Source organism: Pedobacter sp. MR2016-19, assembly GCF_014947265.1.
Lineage (GTDB): Bacteria > Bacteroidota > Bacteroidia > Sphingobacteriales > Sphingobacteriaceae > Pedobacter.
The window spans coordinates 463,809-479,406 of the sequence record NZ_JADCNK010000001.1; the positions used below are offsets into that span (position 1 = coordinate 463,809).

16 protein-coding genes are annotated in these 15,598 nt (G+C 38.0%); 9 read left to right on the forward strand and 7 right to left on the reverse strand.

Going from position 1 to position 15,598, the window contains the following annotated elements:
• Nucleotides 1-51 precede the first annotated feature (51 nt).
• Complete coding sequence (locus IM793_RS02020) at nucleotides 52-414, forward strand: DUF6249 domain-containing protein (RefSeq protein WP_193419495.1); 363 nt, start codon at nucleotides 52-54, stop codon at nucleotides 412-414.
• A 160-nt stretch (nucleotides 415-574) separates the two neighbouring features.
• Here the strand turns inward: IM793_RS02020 and IM793_RS02025 are convergent, their stop codons facing one another.
• The 3 genes from IM793_RS02025 to IM793_RS02035 are packed head-to-tail and all read right to left on the reverse strand — an operon-like array spanning nucleotide 575 to nucleotide 2,685.
• Nucleotides 575-997 carry a hotdog fold thioesterase gene (locus IM793_RS02025; protein ID WP_193419496.1) on the reverse strand — a complete coding sequence of 141 codons (423 nt, stop codon included), beginning with the start codon at nucleotides 995-997 and terminating at the stop codon, nucleotides 575-577.
• Nucleotides 987-1,496: a DinB family protein gene (locus tag IM793_RS02030; protein WP_193419497.1), complete on the reverse strand. Its 510-nt coding sequence runs from the start codon at nucleotides 1,494-1,496 to the stop codon at nucleotides 987-989. The genes IM793_RS02025 and IM793_RS02030 overlap by 11 nt, the downstream gene beginning before the upstream one ends.
• Nucleotides 1,477-2,685 carry a HAMP domain-containing sensor histidine kinase gene (locus IM793_RS02035; protein ID WP_121285252.1) on the reverse strand — a complete coding sequence of 403 codons (1,209 nt, stop codon included), beginning with the start codon at nucleotides 2,683-2,685 and terminating at the stop codon, nucleotides 1,477-1,479. The genes IM793_RS02030 and IM793_RS02035 overlap by 20 nt, the downstream gene beginning before the upstream one ends.
• Before the next feature lie 225 nt (nucleotides 2,686-2,910).
• Here IM793_RS02035 and gltX point away from each other — a divergent pair, with 225 nt between their 5' ends.
• On the forward strand, nucleotides 2,911-4,419 hold the full coding sequence (gene gltX, locus IM793_RS02040) for a glutamate--tRNA ligase (RefSeq protein WP_193419498.1): 1,509 nt from the start codon (nucleotides 2,911-2,913) through the stop codon (nucleotides 4,417-4,419).
• 94 nt (nucleotides 4,420-4,513) lie between these two features.
• Here the strand turns inward: gltX and IM793_RS02045 are convergent, their stop codons facing one another.
• Entirely contained in the window at nucleotides 4,514-4,909 is a 396-nt protein-coding gene (locus tag IM793_RS02045) for a hypothetical protein (RefSeq protein ID WP_193419499.1), read from the reverse strand.
• A 2-nt stretch (nucleotides 4,910-4,911) separates the two neighbouring features.
• Nucleotides 4,912-5,589, reverse strand: a complete 678-nt coding sequence (locus IM793_RS02050) for a hypothetical protein (RefSeq protein ID WP_193419500.1) — start codon at nucleotides 5,587-5,589, stop codon at nucleotides 4,912-4,914.
• A 377-nt stretch (nucleotides 5,590-5,966) separates the two neighbouring features.
• Here IM793_RS02050 and IM793_RS02055 point away from each other — a divergent pair, with 377 nt between their 5' ends.
• The 7 genes from IM793_RS02055 to IM793_RS02085 all read left to right on the forward strand — a co-directional run bounded on the left by IM793_RS02055 (nucleotide 5,967) and on the right by IM793_RS02085 (nucleotide 13,815).
• Nucleotides 5,967-6,812 carry a neutral zinc metallopeptidase gene (locus IM793_RS02055; protein ID WP_193419501.1) on the forward strand — a complete coding sequence of 282 codons (846 nt, stop codon included), beginning with the start codon at nucleotides 5,967-5,969 and terminating at the stop codon, nucleotides 6,810-6,812.
• Nucleotides 6,813-6,916: 104 nt separating this feature from the next.
• Nucleotides 6,917-8,050, forward strand: a complete 1,134-nt coding sequence (locus tag IM793_RS02060; RefSeq protein WP_193419502.1) for a cell wall metabolism sensor histidine kinase WalK — start codon at nucleotides 6,917-6,919, stop codon at nucleotides 8,048-8,050.
• An 18-nt stretch (nucleotides 8,051-8,068) separates the two neighbouring features.
• A complete protein-coding gene (locus IM793_RS02065) occupies nucleotides 8,069-11,653 on the forward strand; it encodes a response regulator (protein ID WP_193419503.1) in 3,585 nt (1,194 codons plus the stop codon).
• A gap of 14 nt (nucleotides 11,654-11,667) precedes the next feature.
• On the forward strand, nucleotides 11,668-12,039 hold the full coding sequence (locus tag IM793_RS02070; protein ID WP_193419504.1) for a two-component system response regulator: 372 nt from the start codon (nucleotides 11,668-11,670) through the stop codon (nucleotides 12,037-12,039).
• A 6-nt stretch (nucleotides 12,040-12,045) separates the two neighbouring features.
• On the forward strand, nucleotides 12,046-12,861 hold the full coding sequence (locus tag IM793_RS02075; RefSeq protein ID WP_370629753.1) for a protein-glutamate O-methyltransferase CheR: 816 nt from the start codon (nucleotides 12,046-12,048) through the stop codon (nucleotides 12,859-12,861).
• Nucleotides 12,846-13,430 carry a chemotaxis protein CheB gene (locus IM793_RS02080; protein ID WP_193419505.1) on the forward strand — a complete coding sequence of 195 codons (585 nt, stop codon included), beginning with the start codon at nucleotides 12,846-12,848 and terminating at the stop codon, nucleotides 13,428-13,430. Before IM793_RS02075 ends, IM793_RS02080 begins: the two co-directional genes overlap by 16 nt.
• A 19-nt stretch (nucleotides 13,431-13,449) precedes the next feature.
• Nucleotides 13,450-13,815, forward strand: coding sequence for a response regulator (locus IM793_RS02085; RefSeq protein ID WP_193419506.1), 366 nt, complete (start codon nucleotides 13,450-13,452; stop codon nucleotides 13,813-13,815).
• A 237-nt stretch (nucleotides 13,816-14,052) separates the two neighbouring features.
• On the opposite strand, the gene IM793_RS02090 is transcribed toward IM793_RS02085, so the two are convergent.
• Together IM793_RS02090 and IM793_RS02095 are read right to left on the reverse strand one after the other, a co-directional pair.
• Nucleotides 14,053-15,009 (reverse strand): DUF3137 domain-containing protein, encoded by a 957-nt coding sequence (locus IM793_RS02090; protein ID WP_193419507.1) that lies wholly within the window; start codon nucleotides 15,007-15,009, stop codon nucleotides 14,053-14,055.
• Complete coding sequence (locus IM793_RS02095; protein ID WP_193419508.1) at nucleotides 15,009-15,566, reverse strand: LemA family protein; 558 nt, start codon at nucleotides 15,564-15,566, stop codon at nucleotides 15,009-15,011. The genes IM793_RS02090 and IM793_RS02095 overlap by 1 nt, the downstream gene beginning before the upstream one ends.
• Nucleotides 15,567-15,598: the final 32 nt, after the last annotated feature.

The window sequence follows — 15,598 nt, forward strand, 5'->3', positions numbered from 1 at the left end:
AACACGGTTCAATTAAACAATAGAATATTTACAAATTAAAAAATTATAATCATGGAAGGTATATTAGTTCCCATCTCGCTTTTTTTAGGAGCATTCGCAATGGTATTTGGAATCCGCTATCTGTCAAACAAAGAAAAAATGGCAATGATCGAACGGGGAATAGATCCGGGTGTGCACAAGGCAACACCAAAACCGTTTTTAAGCTTAAAGTTCGGTCTGCTGTTGGTTGGCTTAGGAATAGGTTTGCTGGTGGCGCTATTTACCGTTAGGGGTGTATTCGGTAGTAATATGACAAACGCCGAAGAAGGACAATCGGTAGCCATTTATTTTGGTTGCATTGGAATTTTTGGCGGACTTGGATTAATTGTTTCTTATGTGGTAGAAAAGAAATGGCTTGACAATAACAAGTTTTAATCAGCAGAGAAGTCAAGTTTTATAGCGCTGTTGCTATTAAACTTGACTTCTCTTGATTCTTGTATTGTCAGATGTTGCCATCTGACAATTGGTGTTTTGAGGCATTAGATACCTGCTTTTAAATTTAAGTAATAGTCAGATGGTAACATCTGACTGCAGATTATTGCGGCTTATTAATAATCGCAACCGTTAAACGGCTAATGCAATTCATCTTTCCGCGTTCATCATAAATCTTAATTTCCCAAACATGCGTTTTGGCCCCAACATGCAAAGGTTTACATATTCCTTTAACTAAACCGCTTTTTACAGGCCGTAAATGGTTGGCGTTTACTTCTAAACCAACAGCAACATATTTCTCAGGGTTTATGCACATGTAAGAAGCAATGCTGCCCAGTGTTTCGGCCAAAACTACCGAAGCGCCTCCATGCAGTATGCCTGCAGGCTGGTGCGTACGTTCGTCAACAGGCATGGTGCCAACAAGAAAATCTTCACCAATTTCTTTAAAACGGATATCGAGTAGTGCACCCAAATGATTTTTTGGGCGATTATTCAATTCATCAACGGTGAAGTTTTTAAACCACATGGTAACGTTCTTTTAAAATAGAAACATGATGGATAATGTGGCCACCCGCAATAAACAAAATAGATTTTACATTAATTTCTCTGCCTGAAGCAATTCCCTTTCTGTTTAATTCTTCGTCGTTTAAAGATTTAAAAAGGTATAAATTGGCTTTTCGTAATGCAATAAACTCTTCAATCAGGTCTTCCAGATCGCGTTGGGCAAAGCGGGCGTTCAGTACATAGTCGTCTTCCTCGAAACCCGGTAAAGGCTGCTGTTCTTTTCGTGCAAAACAGGTAATCCGGTAAGCAAAAACGCGTTCAGTATCAGTAATATGGCCTAACATTTCTTTTAGTGTCCATTTACCTTCGGCATAAGCATAATCCGCTTTATCGGCGTTCGCCCTGAACAATGCCGGAAGACTTTGAACCTGGTCGTTTAAAATTTCGAAAATATCTCCATCAACTTTATTGATATAGGTTTCGCCCCAAGTAGGATATTCGTTAGGCTGTGGTCGGTTCATATCTTAAACTGCTTTTTAATATTATTCTAAAAGTTGTGCCTTTACCCAGTTCTGAGTCTTTCACAAAAATTTCTCCGCTGTGGTAATTTTCTACAATCCGTTTGGTGAGCGATAAACCTAAGCCCCAGCCACGTTTACGCGTGGTATAGCCTGGTTGAAAAACCGCATCGAATTTAGATCTTGGAATACCCTTTCCGGTATCGCTCACATCAATAAAAACCTGCTCTTTGGCTAAGTTTTCTATGATATTGATGGAAATAGAGCCTTCGTTTTCAATGGCGTTTGCCGCATTCTTTAAAAGATTTTCAATCACCCAATCAAACAATGGAACGTTTAACATTGCCCTTACCTGTTCATCGCCAGTAATGCTAAATTTAACCTTGTCTGAAGTGCGTACTTTAAAATAACGTATAAAATCGCTCACCACAATGTAAACGGTATGGTCTTCAAGTATAGGTTTTGAACCGATTTTCGAGAAACGGTCGGTAATAATTTCCAATCGTTTAATATCATTCTCCATTTCGGCAATCAACGGGTCATCTTCTGCGTCAAATTTAGATTTCATCAGTTCTGTCCAGGCCATGAGCGATGATATCGGTGTACCCAATTGATGTGCGGTTTCTTTGGCTAAACCTACCCAAACATGATCTTGTTCATCTTTCCGTGCAGAACTGAATGCCGCATAAGCGGTTAAAAGGAAAAGGAAGATAACCCCCATTTGAATGTAGGGGAAATACCTCAACTGCGTTAAAATGAAAGAGTCGCGATAGTACGCCTTAAATTTTCTGCCAAAAATATTCATTTCATCCGGTGGATGCTGGGCTTTCATCTGCCTCAACTGCCGTACAAAATATAAACTATCGTAAGTGAGTTTAGTATCTGCAACGGGATAATTGGTTTTAGTACTGTCTAAGCCAAAAAAAGAAGTAATCATTCCGGCAGAATCGATCATGATTACGGGGGTTTTCGTATTTTTTCTTACGGTTTCCACCACATCACGGTAATCATCATTGTCATAAAGAAACATGGCCCGTTCCTGAATCCGCACCCAAAGGTGAAACTGGTCTGCCTCTTCACGTTCCATTTTTTTTACAAAAGAATCGGTGTAAAATACTGATGCAATGCCAATTAAGATGGCAAAAATGAGAAGGAAAAACTTCCAACGGCGTTTCTTTTGATAAGGATTCATGCTTTAGCTAGCCAAATTACAATAACAAAACGGAAAAAACATAAAACCATTATGCTTTTTCACAACCGTGTAACAATCATTTTGAATGCATGATAGCTTCATCACAGATGAAAACGCTATAAAATGGATGAAAAATATATCTTTGTACCGAGCATAGTGCATGGCGCATTGAGCATGGATTGCACCATGGCTCTAAGCTGATAACTCCCTGCTCTTTGCTTAATCATGGATAAAAAAGTTAGAGTAAGATTTGCCCCAAGCCCAACCGGAGGTTTGCATTTAGGCGGTGTGCGCACTGCATTGTTCAATTATTTGTTTGCCAAAAAAAATAATGGAACTTTTGTACTTCGTGTAGAAGATACTGATCAAAATCGCTTTGTAGAAGGCGCAGAACAATATATTGTAAACTGTTTAGATTGGTGTGGTATTACGCCAGATGAAAGTCCTGCACGCCCAGGCGCTTATGGCCCGTATCGCCAAAGCGAACGCAAACCAAGTTATCGTAAATTTGCCGAACAGTTAATTAGCGATGGTTATGCTTATTATGCTTTCGATACACCGGAAGATTTAGATGCCAAACGTAAAGAAATTCCAAATTTCCAATACGGGCAGGCCACACGTATGCAGATGCGTAATTCTTTAACCCTTACCATTAGTGAAGTTGAAGATTTATTGGCGGCTAAAACACCACACGTGATCCGTATTAAGGTGCCAGCCGATGAAATTGTGCATTTTAATGATTTAATCCGTGGTGACGTAAGTTTTGAAACCTCGTTGGTTGACGATAAAGTATTGTTAAAAGCCGACGGAATGCCAACCTACCATTTGGCTGTTGTAGTTGACGATAGGGCAATGGAAATTAGTCATGCTTTTAGGGGAGAAGAATGGTTACCTTCTGCGCCGGTGCATATTTTACTTTGGAAATATTTAGGTTGGGAAGCAGAAATGCCTGCATGGGCACACTTGCCTTTAATCTTAAAGCCAGATGGACATGGGAAATTAAGCAAACGTGATGGCGACCGTTTAGGTTTCCCGGTTTACGCCATGAATTGGACCGACCCTAAAACAGGCGATATAACCAAAGGATTTAAAGAAATGGGTTTTATGCCCGAAGCTTTTATTAATATGCTGGCGCTTTTAGGCTGGAATGATGGAACTGACCAGGAGCTATTCTCATTAAAAGAGCTGGAAGAAAAATTCTCGATAGAAAGAATTAGTAAAGCGGGTGCTAAATTCGATTTCGAAAAAGCCAAGTGGTATAACCACGAGTGGATCAAAGCGGAGCGCGCCGAACGTTTAGCACCTGGCGTTAAAACTGAGCTCGAAAAAGCAGGTATTGAAGTTAAAGATGATACTTTTCTAAATACGGTTATCGACTTAATTAAAGATCGCTGTACTTTATTGCCAGATTTTGTGGCGCAGAGTAGTTATTTCTTTACTTCACCGGCAGAATATGATGTGAATTCGGTAAAACCAAAGTGGACAGTCGAAAAAGCCGATTTCTTTAATGGTTTTGCCGATAACTTAACATTAGCTGATGCTGTTTCTGCCGAAGCCGCTTTTAAAGCCTTAGCTGAAGAAAAAGGGTTTAAACCAGGCGAATTGATGTTGCCTTTCCGCATTATGCTGGTGGGTGGTAAATTTGGGCCAGGGGTATTCGATATAGCCTTATTGTTGGGCGCAGAAGAAACTAAAGCAAGAATAGCAAAAGCAATAGCTGTTTTTAATAGCTAGTGTAATTTGGCGGAAATAAAAGATACTATCTCATATCATGGGATAGCATCTTTTATTGGATTTGATTTTTTTCTAAAATGGAAGATAACCTAGGCTATTCCTGCAGAAATAACATAGCAGATTTATAATCAAGGGGTTTCCAATTGCCAAGTTTCTCGTTGGGTGCTATACCTTTTCTATCTAATATCTCAATATTAACACCTTTCAACTGATCAGGTTTTTCATCGTCAAAAAGATTGGACAGCGGGGCTGTTTTTCCGTTATAGTTTACATAGGTTGGGTTGGCAATCCCGTAATTTTTTTCCTGTACTAATTTTATAAATTTAACAACCAAATTTTTTTCCTTTTTTTTATCTCTTTCAGCTTTTAGTTGATCCCATTGTACTTTAAAGGATGTATTCGTATTCTCATTTGATGCCATAGTATCTTTATTTTGGCGGCAAGATATATTCAAAAATAAGATGATAATAAAGAATATTTTTGCTTTCATGATTAATGTATATTTTTATCTCTTAACGTTTTTTCGAGCCATGGCATATATACCATACGGTGTCTTTGTCTTATCGTCTCGCCAGAATTCATTACAGATTCTAAATCTGAAATATGTACACCTAAATTATATTCATCACCTAAGCCCAGCATATGGCCAAACTCATGAATAATTCCCCTTTGATAGGTTCTGGCACTTTTTTTAACGTAGTCGAAATCATTGTTGTCAAAATCGCCTGTTCTTAAACTGCTTGTAACATAACTTTGCGCCCATTCACCTTTCCTTAATTTTACTACATTTAAAGTCCAGTGGTTATAAGTGAATGTGGAGGCTCTGCTAAGTGAAAACCTGAAGTCTAATGAAATAGTCTTCCTACTACTCAAATTATATAACGTCTTAATATTTGATGAACCCCACTTTTTATTAACCTTTTCCCTGAAATTCTTTTCAAAAGTATCTTTATCTATAAAAGTCCAATATTGATTAGTCCGATCTGTATAAATTATTTTTATTCTCATATAAATGATCAAGATATAATTGCCATTTGGACTTTGAACAAAAAGCATGTCAAATGCAGGGGTAATTCTATTATTAAAAGATAAATCTCTTACTGTTGGTGGAGTTTCAATTGCTGCAATTAATCTTTCCCCATGCTTGAGTACTTCCCATGTATTAACCATAGATTGACTTATTAATGGTATTATTGTCTTCCTAATTAGAGGTCTATTAAAGTTAACAAATACTTTTATAATAAAAGTATTTTAACGCTTATGTTTTCTTGCCAAAAGCAAAGATGTTCTAGCTCTTGGCGCTTAATTATCTTCAATTACTTTATAAACTAATATACATGACATTTTAGGAGATATAAACTTTGTGGCCGCTTTTTAAGCGGCATTAAAATAGTCGCAATTAAAACCACTAAAAAATCTGTAACTGGATTATAATAACAATTTTAATTAGCCACAATCCAAAAGAAAAAATCAATAAAAATAATTTATACTTTAGCATAACAATTATCCCATAATTAAGGTTAATCATTAAACTAAAAAATTAAATTATGCAATGGTTTGGTAAAGGCAGTGAAGATGTAGAAGACAGGCGGTCTGGTGGTGGCGGCAAAACAATCCTGGGTGGTGGTATCGGTATCATTGTAGTGGTATTGGGGCTTATCTTCGGAAAAGATTTGACAGGATTAGTTGGTCAATTGCCGGGGGAAGGTACCGGGCAGCAAACCGAAGCAAAAACTGGCGTTCCAGAAGATGCTGAAGGTCGCTTTGTAGCCAACGTTCTGCAATCTACCAGAGAAGTGTGGGAGCAGGAATTTCAAAAAATGAATCAAACTTATGAAAATCCTAAATTAGTGTTGTTTAGAGATGGTGTACAAACCAACTGTGGTTATGCGCAATCTTCGGTTGGTCCTTTTTACTGTCCTGGCGACCATAAAGTATACATCGATTTATCATTTTATGATGAATTAAAAAACCGTTTTGGTGCTGCCGGAGATTTTGCCCAGGCCTACGTAATTGCACATGAAGTTGGCCACCACGTTCAAAATTTATTGGGAATTTCGGAAAAGTTAGACCAGGCACGTGGTCAGGTTAGCGAAAAAGAATATAACCGCTTATCAGTGAAATTAGAATTACAGGCCGATTTTTTTGCCGGACTTTGGGCGCACAATGCTCAGAACCTTAAAGATTTTAAATTGGATGAAGGTGACATAGAAGAAGCGCTAACGGCGGCCAATGCTATAGGCGATGATAAATTGCAAAAACAGGCAACAGGCGAAGTTCAACCCGATTCTTTTACCCACGGTACCTCTGCACAGCGGATGTATTGGTTTAAAAAAGGCTTTGAAACGGGAGATATTAAACAGGGAGATACTTTTAATTCAAGTAATTTATAAAAAAATCAAAACTTTTTTAAAAGCGAACTGTTTGTTTACAGTTAATGAGATTTTTATCTCGAAACCAAACTAATTATCCCGGCTCCCTATTTGTTTTAATAAAGATGATCCTTATAGTTGATGACAGGCCCGAAAACCTGATCTCGTTACAGAAAGTACTCCAGGCACACAATTTTGAGGTTGATACCGCATCATCTGGTGAAGAAGCCCTGAAAAAAGTCTTAAAAAATAATTATGTCCTGATTATTCTTGATGTACAAATGCCTGATATGGATGGCTTTGAGGTAGCTGAAGCCATCTCGGGTTTTAGTAAGGCAAAAGATACCGCCATTATATTTCTTTCAGCAGTAAATACGGAGTTAAAATTTATTACCAAAGGATACCTGAGCGGTGGATTGGATTACATCACCAAGCCAGTTGATATTAATGTGCTGCTCCTTAAAATAAAAACGTTTTATCGCATTTATGAGCAGAATAGAAAGCTTAACGAGGTACAGGAAAAACTGCTCGAAGAAATTGAATTCAGGAAACAGGCCGAACATAAAAAAGACGAATTTATCAGCATAGCCAGCCATGAACTTAAAACGCCTTTAACAAGTGTGAAGGGATATATTCAGTTGTTACAGCGTAGTATTAACAGGGATGATAAAACTATGGCCCAGAATCATCTCGAAAAGGCGAGTATCCAACTCGAGAAACTAAACGAATTAATTGCCGATCTGCTCGATATCTCAAAAATTGAAAGCGGAAAGATGAAGTTTAACATGAAAAGCTTTTGTGCTGATAACATGGTAAATAATGCGATAGAAATGTTGCAGCAATCTAATCCCGGTTTTAAGATCAGCAAACAGGGTAAAACAGACGAAATGATATTCGGTGATGAGATGCGTCTGGAGCAAGTTGTCATCAATTTTATTACCAATGCCATTAAATATGCCCCGGGTACCAATCAGGTTAATGTAACCACACACATTAAAGATGAAAAACTTTACCTGGCTGTAAAAGATTTTGGAATAGGCATTTCAAAAGAACAGCAACATAAAATTTTCGATAAATTTTATCGGGTAGAAGACAACAGTAACCGCTTCAACGGGCTGGGGATTGGTTTGTATATCTGTTCAGAAATCATTAACCGTCATGGAGGCACAATCGGTGTAAACAGTGTGCCGGATGAAGGTTCTGAATTTTATTTTATTATCCCTACTACAGAAGAAGAAGTCCTTAAAAATCAAGTTTAATTATCCTTAATCCATATAATGAAAACAACTCTTAAAAGTAATTTACGTTTAGGCCTTGGCTTATCGCTAATTATTCTATTTATCAGTTCGCTGGCCTCTTATGTAAGTATCGGCAACCTTATTAAAAGCACCGACCTGGTTAAACATAGCGACGAGGTTATTTTAAATGCTGAGAATATTATATCCTATTTAAAAGATGCCGAGACAGGTCAGCGGGGTTTTTTATTAACCGGGAATAAAACATTTTTAACCCCGTATTATGGTGCCAGCGATTCGGCTGCTTTGATACTAAAGAAAGTTGAACTTGATACAAAAGATAATAGTATTCAGCAAAAAAATATAGCAACACTTAAAAATATTCTTTTTAAAAGATTAGATATCATTAAATCCACCATAGAGATTAAAACTTTAGGCGGGGTTATTGATCCGACTGTTTTATTTCAGGGCAAGGTTTATATGGATGAGGCCAGGGGTGTTGTAAGTAAAATAGTAACCGAAGAGAAAAGGCTCCTGGAAGAAAGAACCAACGAATTAAATAAACTTACCTCTTATACCCCGATTCTGATTTTAATTGCAGCGCTCCTTGCTATTCTTATCACTTTGTTTTTTTATCGGAGAGTATCAATTGATTTTGATGAACGTGTTAAACTTCAGCAGGAAATTGAAGATAAAAAATACGAGATGGAGAAACGTATTGCTGCCATTAAGGAAATTGCCTATCAAATTTCTAATGGCAATTATGGCGTAAAACTCGATAGCCAAACCCAGGATGATATCGGCGAACTGTCTGAGTCGCTGAATACCATGTCATATTCATTGAAAAAATCTTTCGATACCTTGGAAGAGAATGAATGGCTGCAAACAGGCGTTGCTAACCTGAACGTGAAAATGGTTGGCGAAAAGGACGTCTTTCATCTGGCAGAAGATATTATAGAATTTTTGGCTAATTATACCAAGAGCCAGGTAGGTGCCATTTATTTATTTAAAGATGATGGATACCTGCACTTAAAGGGGCAATATGCTTTAAAGAAACAAGATCTAACCCAAAGTTTAGAACTTGGCCAGGGCTTAATTGGCCAGGCGGTTAAATCAGGTAAGCCAATATTGTTGGATGATGTTCCGCAGAACGATCTAACCATTACGCATGCCACTGGAAATATTAAACCAGCACAGGTAATTGTGCTCCCAATTATTAGAAATGAAATTTCAATAGGTGGTTTAGAATTAGGTACAATTGGTAAATACAGCGATCTGCAATTGCACTTTTTAAACCTGGTTTTATCTGATGTGGGTACCGCATTGTTAGGCGCACAGAACAGGCTAAAACTGCAGCAATTGTTGGAAGAAACACAGGCACAATCAGAAGAACTGCAGGTTCAGCACAATGAACTGGAAGGTTTAAATGCAGAGCTTGAAGCACAGGCACAGAAACTTCAGGCCAGTGAAGAAGAATTACGTGTACAGCAAGAAGAACTGTTGCAAAGTAACCAGGAGCTGGAAGAAAGAAGCAGCTTATTGGAAGAAAAAAATGAACTGATTGAGGAACGGAATATTGAGATTCAGCAAAAAGCAGAAGCGCTGGAACTGAGTACAAGGTATAAATCAGAATTCTTGGCCAATATGTCGCACGAGTTAAGAACCCCACTCAACTCCATCTTATTATTATCAAGATTAATGGCCGAAAATGAGGCTATGGATCCCGAACACCAGGAATATGCAGAGGTTATTCAAAGCTCTGGTCAGGGCCTTTTAAGTTTAATCGACGAAATTCTGGATCTTTCTAAAATTGAGGCAGGTAAAATGGAACTCGACCGGACAAATATTCAGGTTGACGAGATCATTTCCGGCATGCGTTCGCTATTTAATCCTTTAGCTAAAGATAAGAACCTGAACTTTGTGATCGAAAAATCGGCAGAAGTTCCTGAGTTTTTTCATACCGATAAAATGCGCCTGGAGCAGATTATTAAAAACCTGCTCTCAAATGCCATTAAATTTACTACGGTAGGTACTGTAACCCTGAATATCAATACAAATGAAAAATTAGGTGCACTGGTATTTAAAGTTACCGATACAGGTGTTGGTATTGCGCCCGAAAAGCAAGGCATGGTATTCGAAGCCTTTCAACAGGCCGATGGCTCTACGCGGCGTAAGTTTGGGGGCACAGGTCTGGGGCTTTCCATTAGCAGAGAGCTGGCCAAACTATTGGGCGGATATATTGATTTAAAAAGCGCGGAGGGGAAAGGAAGTATTTTTACACTTACCCTACCCATTGATAAAAATAAAGGTTTTGAAGGTGTAGTACCCCAAGCAGAGAAACCTGTAATGGCCTTAGAGGCTCCGGTAAAAAAAGTTAGCCATTTAACGGTTAACAATATTCCACAAGAAATTGAGGACGATCGCGATAACATTCAACCTGATGATAAGGTAATTCTTATTGTTGAAGACGATACGCCTTTTGCTAAGACACTTTTAGATTTTACACGCAAAAGAAACTATAAAGGTTTGGTTGCTGTTCGCGGTGATGTAGGGATTGAAATGGCGAAGACTTTTAAGCCGCTTGCTATTTTACTGGATATCCAACTCCCTGTTAAAGATGGCTGGCAGGTAATGGAAGAGCTGAAATCGGATCCTTCAACACGCCCAATTCCGGTACACATCATGTCTTCTTTGCAGGTTAAGAAAGAAAGCTTGTTAAAAGGTGCGGTAGATTTTATTAATAAACCTTTTGCCTTTGAGCACATGCAAGAGATATTTTCAAAATTGGAGCATGCCTTAAGCCGTCATCCGAAAAAAGTACTTATTGTAGAAGAAAATGAACAGCATGCCAAGGCGTTAAGTTATTTTCTAAGCAATTTTAATATCCAGACGGAAATTGTCAACCAGGTAAACGAAGGTGTTTCTGCCTTGCATAAGCCAGAGGTTAACTGTGTGATTTTAGATATGGGCATTCCGGATAAGCATGCTTACGAAACACTCGACGTGGTGAAGAAAACACCTGGTTTAGAGAACTTACCAATCATTATTTTTACTGGCAAAAACCTTTCAAAAGGAGAAGAAAACAGGATTAAACAATATGCTGATTCAATTGTGGTAAAAACGGCACATTCATATCAACGTATTCTGGATGAAGCAGGCCTGTTCCTGCACTTGGTAGAAGAAAAAAGCAAGGAGAAAAACAAAACACCTAAAAAGTTTTCCGAACTACAGGATGTATTGGTTGGAAAAACGGTTCTGGTAGCGGATGATGATGTGCGCAATATCTTCTCCTTAACCAAAATGTTAGAGCAGCACCAGATGAAAGTAGTGGCCGCCATTGATGGTAAGGAAGCCCTGAAACTATTAAATGAAAATCCCGAAATTGATGTTGTTTTAATGGATATGATGATGCCGGAACTAGATGGCTATGAAACTACAACAGCCATCAGACAGGATATCAAATACCGCAACCTGCCAATTTTGGCTGTTACCGCAAAAGCGATGATGGGTGATCGTGAAAAATGTATTGCTGCAGGAGCATCCGATTACATCAGCAAACCAGTAGATATGGATCAGCTGATCTCGTTATTAAGAGTTTGGTTATACGAAAATCATCATACATCATAACCCATTTTATTTTTATGCCTCAAAAATTAATTCTCATAATTGATGATGATAACCGAAACATTTTTGCTTTAAAAGCTGTTTTAAAGGCCAAAGGTTTTGATTGTTTATCTGCTATAAGTGCCAAAGATGGTTTTTCTATTTTAGAAAAGCACGATAATGTTGCCATTGTTTTAATGGATATGATGATGCCGGATATGGATGGTTATCAAGCTATTACTGTGATGAAGAAATCGGCTAAAATGCAGGATATACCTGTGTTAGCCGTAACCGCCCAGGCCATGGTGGGTGATAAGGAGCGTTGCTTAAGCGCCGGTGCATCGGGTTATGTTTCAAAACCGATAAATGTTGATGAGTTATTAACGCAAATAGAAAATTTTACAAAATAGCAGGTGATAAGTGATGTGATAGATAACGAACAGGTTGAAATCCTGTTGAATGACGTTTTAGAAAGTCACGGTTATGATTTTCTGGAATACTCTCATGCATCGATCAAAAGAAGGATTATACGCCTCTACGGACTGGATAATTTTGTGAGTTTCGCCGAATTTCGTTATACGGTTAGAACAGATAAGCAATACTTCAAACGTTTTTTAGAGGAAATCACGGTTAATGTTACCGAAATGTTCCGCGATCCTTCCTTTTACAAATCTTTAAGGAATGATGTACTTCCTGTACTCGGCACCTATCCCTTTATCCGGATTTGGGTGGCGGGATGCTCTACCGGAGAAGAAGCCTATTCGCTTGCTATTGTTTTAAAAGAACTTAATTTGCTTCATAAATCACTCATTTATGCTACTGATATTAATCCATCGGTTTTGGAAAAAGCAAAAAAAGGCATGTTTCCATTAACTTATTTAAAGCAATATTCCGAAAATTATCTGCAATCAGGGGGCTTAAAAGATTTTTCTACTTATTATACCGCGAACTACTCTTTGGCCAAATTTGATGAAAGTTTAAATCGGAAGATGATCTTTTCTACCCATAACCTGGCATCTGATCATTCTTTTAATGAGTTTCAGTTAATTTTATGTAGAAACGTTTTAATTTATTTCGATAAAGAATTGCAGCACAAAGTATTTAACCTATTTGATGGTAGTATAGAAAAATTGGGTTATCTTGCTTTGGGCAGCAAAGAAAGTTTGGAGTTTTGGCCGAAGGCTAAAGAATACAAAAGGATTAAAATGGAGAAAATATGGCGGAAACTGTAGGTTCTACCACTTGTAGTGCATTAGTTATTGGCGGTTCGGCCGGTAGTTTAGATGTTTTGCTCGAAATTTTTCCTGCCTTACGCAACGATATTCGTTTCCCTATTATAATAGTGGTTCACCGCAAGGCAAGCAACGAATCTCTGTTAACCGATTTATTAAAGTCGCGGACAACATTGGCCGTTGGTGAGGCAGAGGAGAAGGAATTTTTAATACCGGGTAAAGTTTTTATAGCGCCTGCAGACTACCATATGCTGATAGAGGAAGACCGAAGTATTTCTTTAGATTACTCTGAAAAAATAAACTATTCGCGACCATCAATTGACGTTACCTTTCAATCAGCAGCTGAGGTTTTTAAAGAAAAACTGGTCTGTATTTTACTTTCAGGGTCTAATGCTGATGGGGTAGAGGGGTTAAAAAGGGTAAACAATTATGGTGGTAGCGTAGTTATACAGAATCCAAATACGGCTATAATGCCTTATATGCCACAACAGGCGGTTATTAATGTTAAGCCGCATATAATATTGGATAGCCACGATATGGCTGATTATATAAATAAGTTAAATGATTAATTGCTTTTCGGAGGTTAATATGATAGTTACAAAAAAAATATTTGTTTTTGATGATAATAGGGATATCCTTGATCTCTGTACATTTATTTTGGAAGATGCCGGGTATGAGATAAAAACATCTGAAAATGCCAATAATATAGAAGAACAGGTTGCAGCATATATGCCCGATTTAATTTTTATGGATAATTGGTTACCCGATCTGGGAGGAATACAGGCTACCAGAGCTTTAAAAAGCCATTCTGATTTAAAGCATATTCCGGTAATTTATTTTTCGGCCAATAATGATATTTCTTCATTAGCCGACGAAGCTGGCGCTGATGGTTACCTGTCGAAACCATTTGATATTGCTGCACTCGAAGAAATTGTTAAAAAACATTTAAGTTAGCGCCGAAGACTTACGAAGTTTCAAGAGGCCCATGTGCCGGGAAAACTTCGGAAGTCTGGGCCCTGGCCTTGCTAAACTTCCGATATAAAGCTCCACGCGAATTGTCGTCATTTCGAGCGGAGTGCAACGAAGTCGAGAAATCTATCGTGGCAGATCTCTCCATTTCACTGCGTTCCATCCGATAGCTATCGGATCGAGATGACGACTTTTTTTTAATTCTTGGGAATACCCTATCTGTTATTCCTTACCCCAAATCCTTGTATTCAGATCCAGCTCCTTAACAATATCATACATAAACTTTATGGTAGAAATATCCTGATTTACAGTTTCCGGATCTAGTAAAGATTTAAAAATAGGTGCCTCAAAGTAATTCCGGTTAAGGGGAAAAGCGATATACATCCTCGATTCGATAAAGGATAAACTGATATTATACTTGCTTTGATGATTGAGGTTTAATACCCGTTCCATCAGGGCAGGTGTAAGGATATACCTGGATTCGACCTGGTCCGAACCATAAGTTACAAAGGTCTTATCAAATTCTACATTCTCTAATTGGATAACGTCATTGTTGCCAAAAGAAAACAGGTTTTTTGAAAACCATGCACCAAAAGCTGCTCCGAGGTCTTTTGGCCTGACGATGGTTACGCCATTAAATTTCTTATTAAAATCGGCAGCAAAGAGGATCCCTCTAAAAATGTCGTGCCACTCTGTTCGGGTTCCATCTTTTGTTTGGGTTACTGTTTTATATTCAGCATGTACTTCAGCGAAGTAAAACCGGGTTTTATCAGCACATCCCATTACTAAATCTTCTGTTTTGTAACGATCAGGCTCATTACTAAACAGCTGTGTGTACATAAACTCCGAAGCTTCAATTCCCTGGTAGGGATTAATCGATAAACTTTCGTCTAAAAATTTAAGGGCAGCACCAATTACATTCGTTTTATAGGAATTTTGGTAAGTTGTTAGAGAATCGTTGATTTTGAAAAACAAAACACTACCATAAATGATAGGTATTAGGCCAGCAATTACAGCAGGAATAGGAAAACCCAAAACGAAGCCCAAAATGCCAAGCACAATACCAGTAACAATAAAAATATAGCCTTTGGTTTGGGTACCCGCAATTCTTTTGCGTTCTACCTCCATTGTAGCCAAAACTTGCTGTAAGGCTACATTATTTGCAATATCGAACGACATTAGTTATTGAAAAGTTCTTTTGCGCTGATGTTTTGACGTTCTTCTGCTGCGGTTTCTAAAACAGCTATTGGCTGAAAGTTCAGCATTCCGGCAAATAAGCTGCCTGGAAACATCATAATCGAGTTGTTGTAATCCGTTACCGAAGCATTATAGGTTCTTCTGGCAGCGGCAATCTGTTCTTCGCTTTCCGTCCAGGTGGTTTGCAGGTTAATAAAATTGGTATTGGCTTTTAAATCAGGGTAATTTTCAATGTTGACCATTAAGCCCCTCACATTGCTGCTCAATTGTGCATCTAAATCTGCTTTTTCTGCATTGCTGATATTTGGTGCGCCTGCTTTTGATCTCAGTTCAACTATTTTGGTTAAGGTTCCCTGCTCGTAAGTAGTATACTGTTTAACCACTTCAACAAGGTTTGGAATAAGGTCGAACCGTTTTTTAAGCATTACATCAATGGCCGAGAAGGCATTTGTTACCTGATTTTTCTTCCCAATAAGCGAGTTGTAAAAGAAAATCCCGATAATAAATATAAAACCGAGAATAACGAGGGCAATAATCATAATTTTAGTTTAAGGTTTAGAGAATAAAGATA

Excerpts from the sequence above, each read along its gene's own strand:
- IM793_RS02045 (WP_193419499.1), bottom strand. The coding sequence starts at position 4,909 with ATGAAAGCAAAAATATTCTTTATTATCATCTTATTTTTGAATATATCT.
- IM793_RS02080 (WP_193419505.1), top strand. The coding sequence starts at position 12,846 with ATGGCGGAAACTGTAGGTTCTACCACTTGTAGTGCATTAGTTATTGGC.
- IM793_RS02060 (WP_193419502.1), top strand. The coding sequence starts at position 6,917 with ATGATCCTTATAGTTGATGACAGGCCCGAAAACCTGATCTCGTTACAG.
- IM793_RS02090 (WP_193419507.1), bottom strand. The coding sequence starts at position 15,009 with ATGTCGTTCGATATTGCAAATAATGTAGCCTTACAGCAAGTTTTGGCT.
- IM793_RS02020 (WP_193419495.1), top strand. The coding sequence starts at position 52 with ATGGAAGGTATATTAGTTCCCATCTCGCTTTTTTTAGGAGCATTCGCA.
- IM793_RS02065 (WP_193419503.1), top strand. The coding sequence starts at position 8,069 with ATGAAAACAACTCTTAAAAGTAATTTACGTTTAGGCCTTGGCTTATCG.
- IM793_RS02085 (WP_193419506.1), top strand. The coding sequence starts at position 13,450 with ATGATAGTTACAAAAAAAATATTTGTTTTTGATGATAATAGGGATATC.
- IM793_RS02050 (WP_193419500.1), bottom strand. The coding sequence starts at position 5,589 with ATGGTTAATACATGGGAAGTACTCAAGCATGGGGAAAGATTAATTGCA.
- gltX (WP_193419498.1), top strand. The coding sequence starts at position 2,911 with ATGGATAAAAAAGTTAGAGTAAGATTTGCCCCAAGCCCAACCGGAGGT.
- IM793_RS02055 (WP_193419501.1), top strand. The coding sequence starts at position 5,967 with ATGCAATGGTTTGGTAAAGGCAGTGAAGATGTAGAAGACAGGCGGTCT.
- IM793_RS02095 (WP_193419508.1), bottom strand. The coding sequence starts at position 15,566 with ATGATTATTGCCCTCGTTATTCTCGGTTTTATATTTATTATCGGGATT.
- IM793_RS02035 (WP_121285252.1), bottom strand. The coding sequence starts at position 2,685 with ATGAATCCTTATCAAAAGAAACGCCGTTGGAAGTTTTTCCTTCTCATT.
- IM793_RS02030 (WP_193419497.1), bottom strand. The coding sequence starts at position 1,496 with ATGAACCGACCACAGCCTAACGAATATCCTACTTGGGGCGAAACCTAT.
- IM793_RS02070 (WP_193419504.1), top strand. The coding sequence starts at position 11,668 with ATGCCTCAAAAATTAATTCTCATAATTGATGATGATAACCGAAACATT.
- IM793_RS02025 (WP_193419496.1), bottom strand. The coding sequence starts at position 997 with ATGTGGTTTAAAAACTTCACCGTTGATGAATTGAATAATCGCCCAAAA.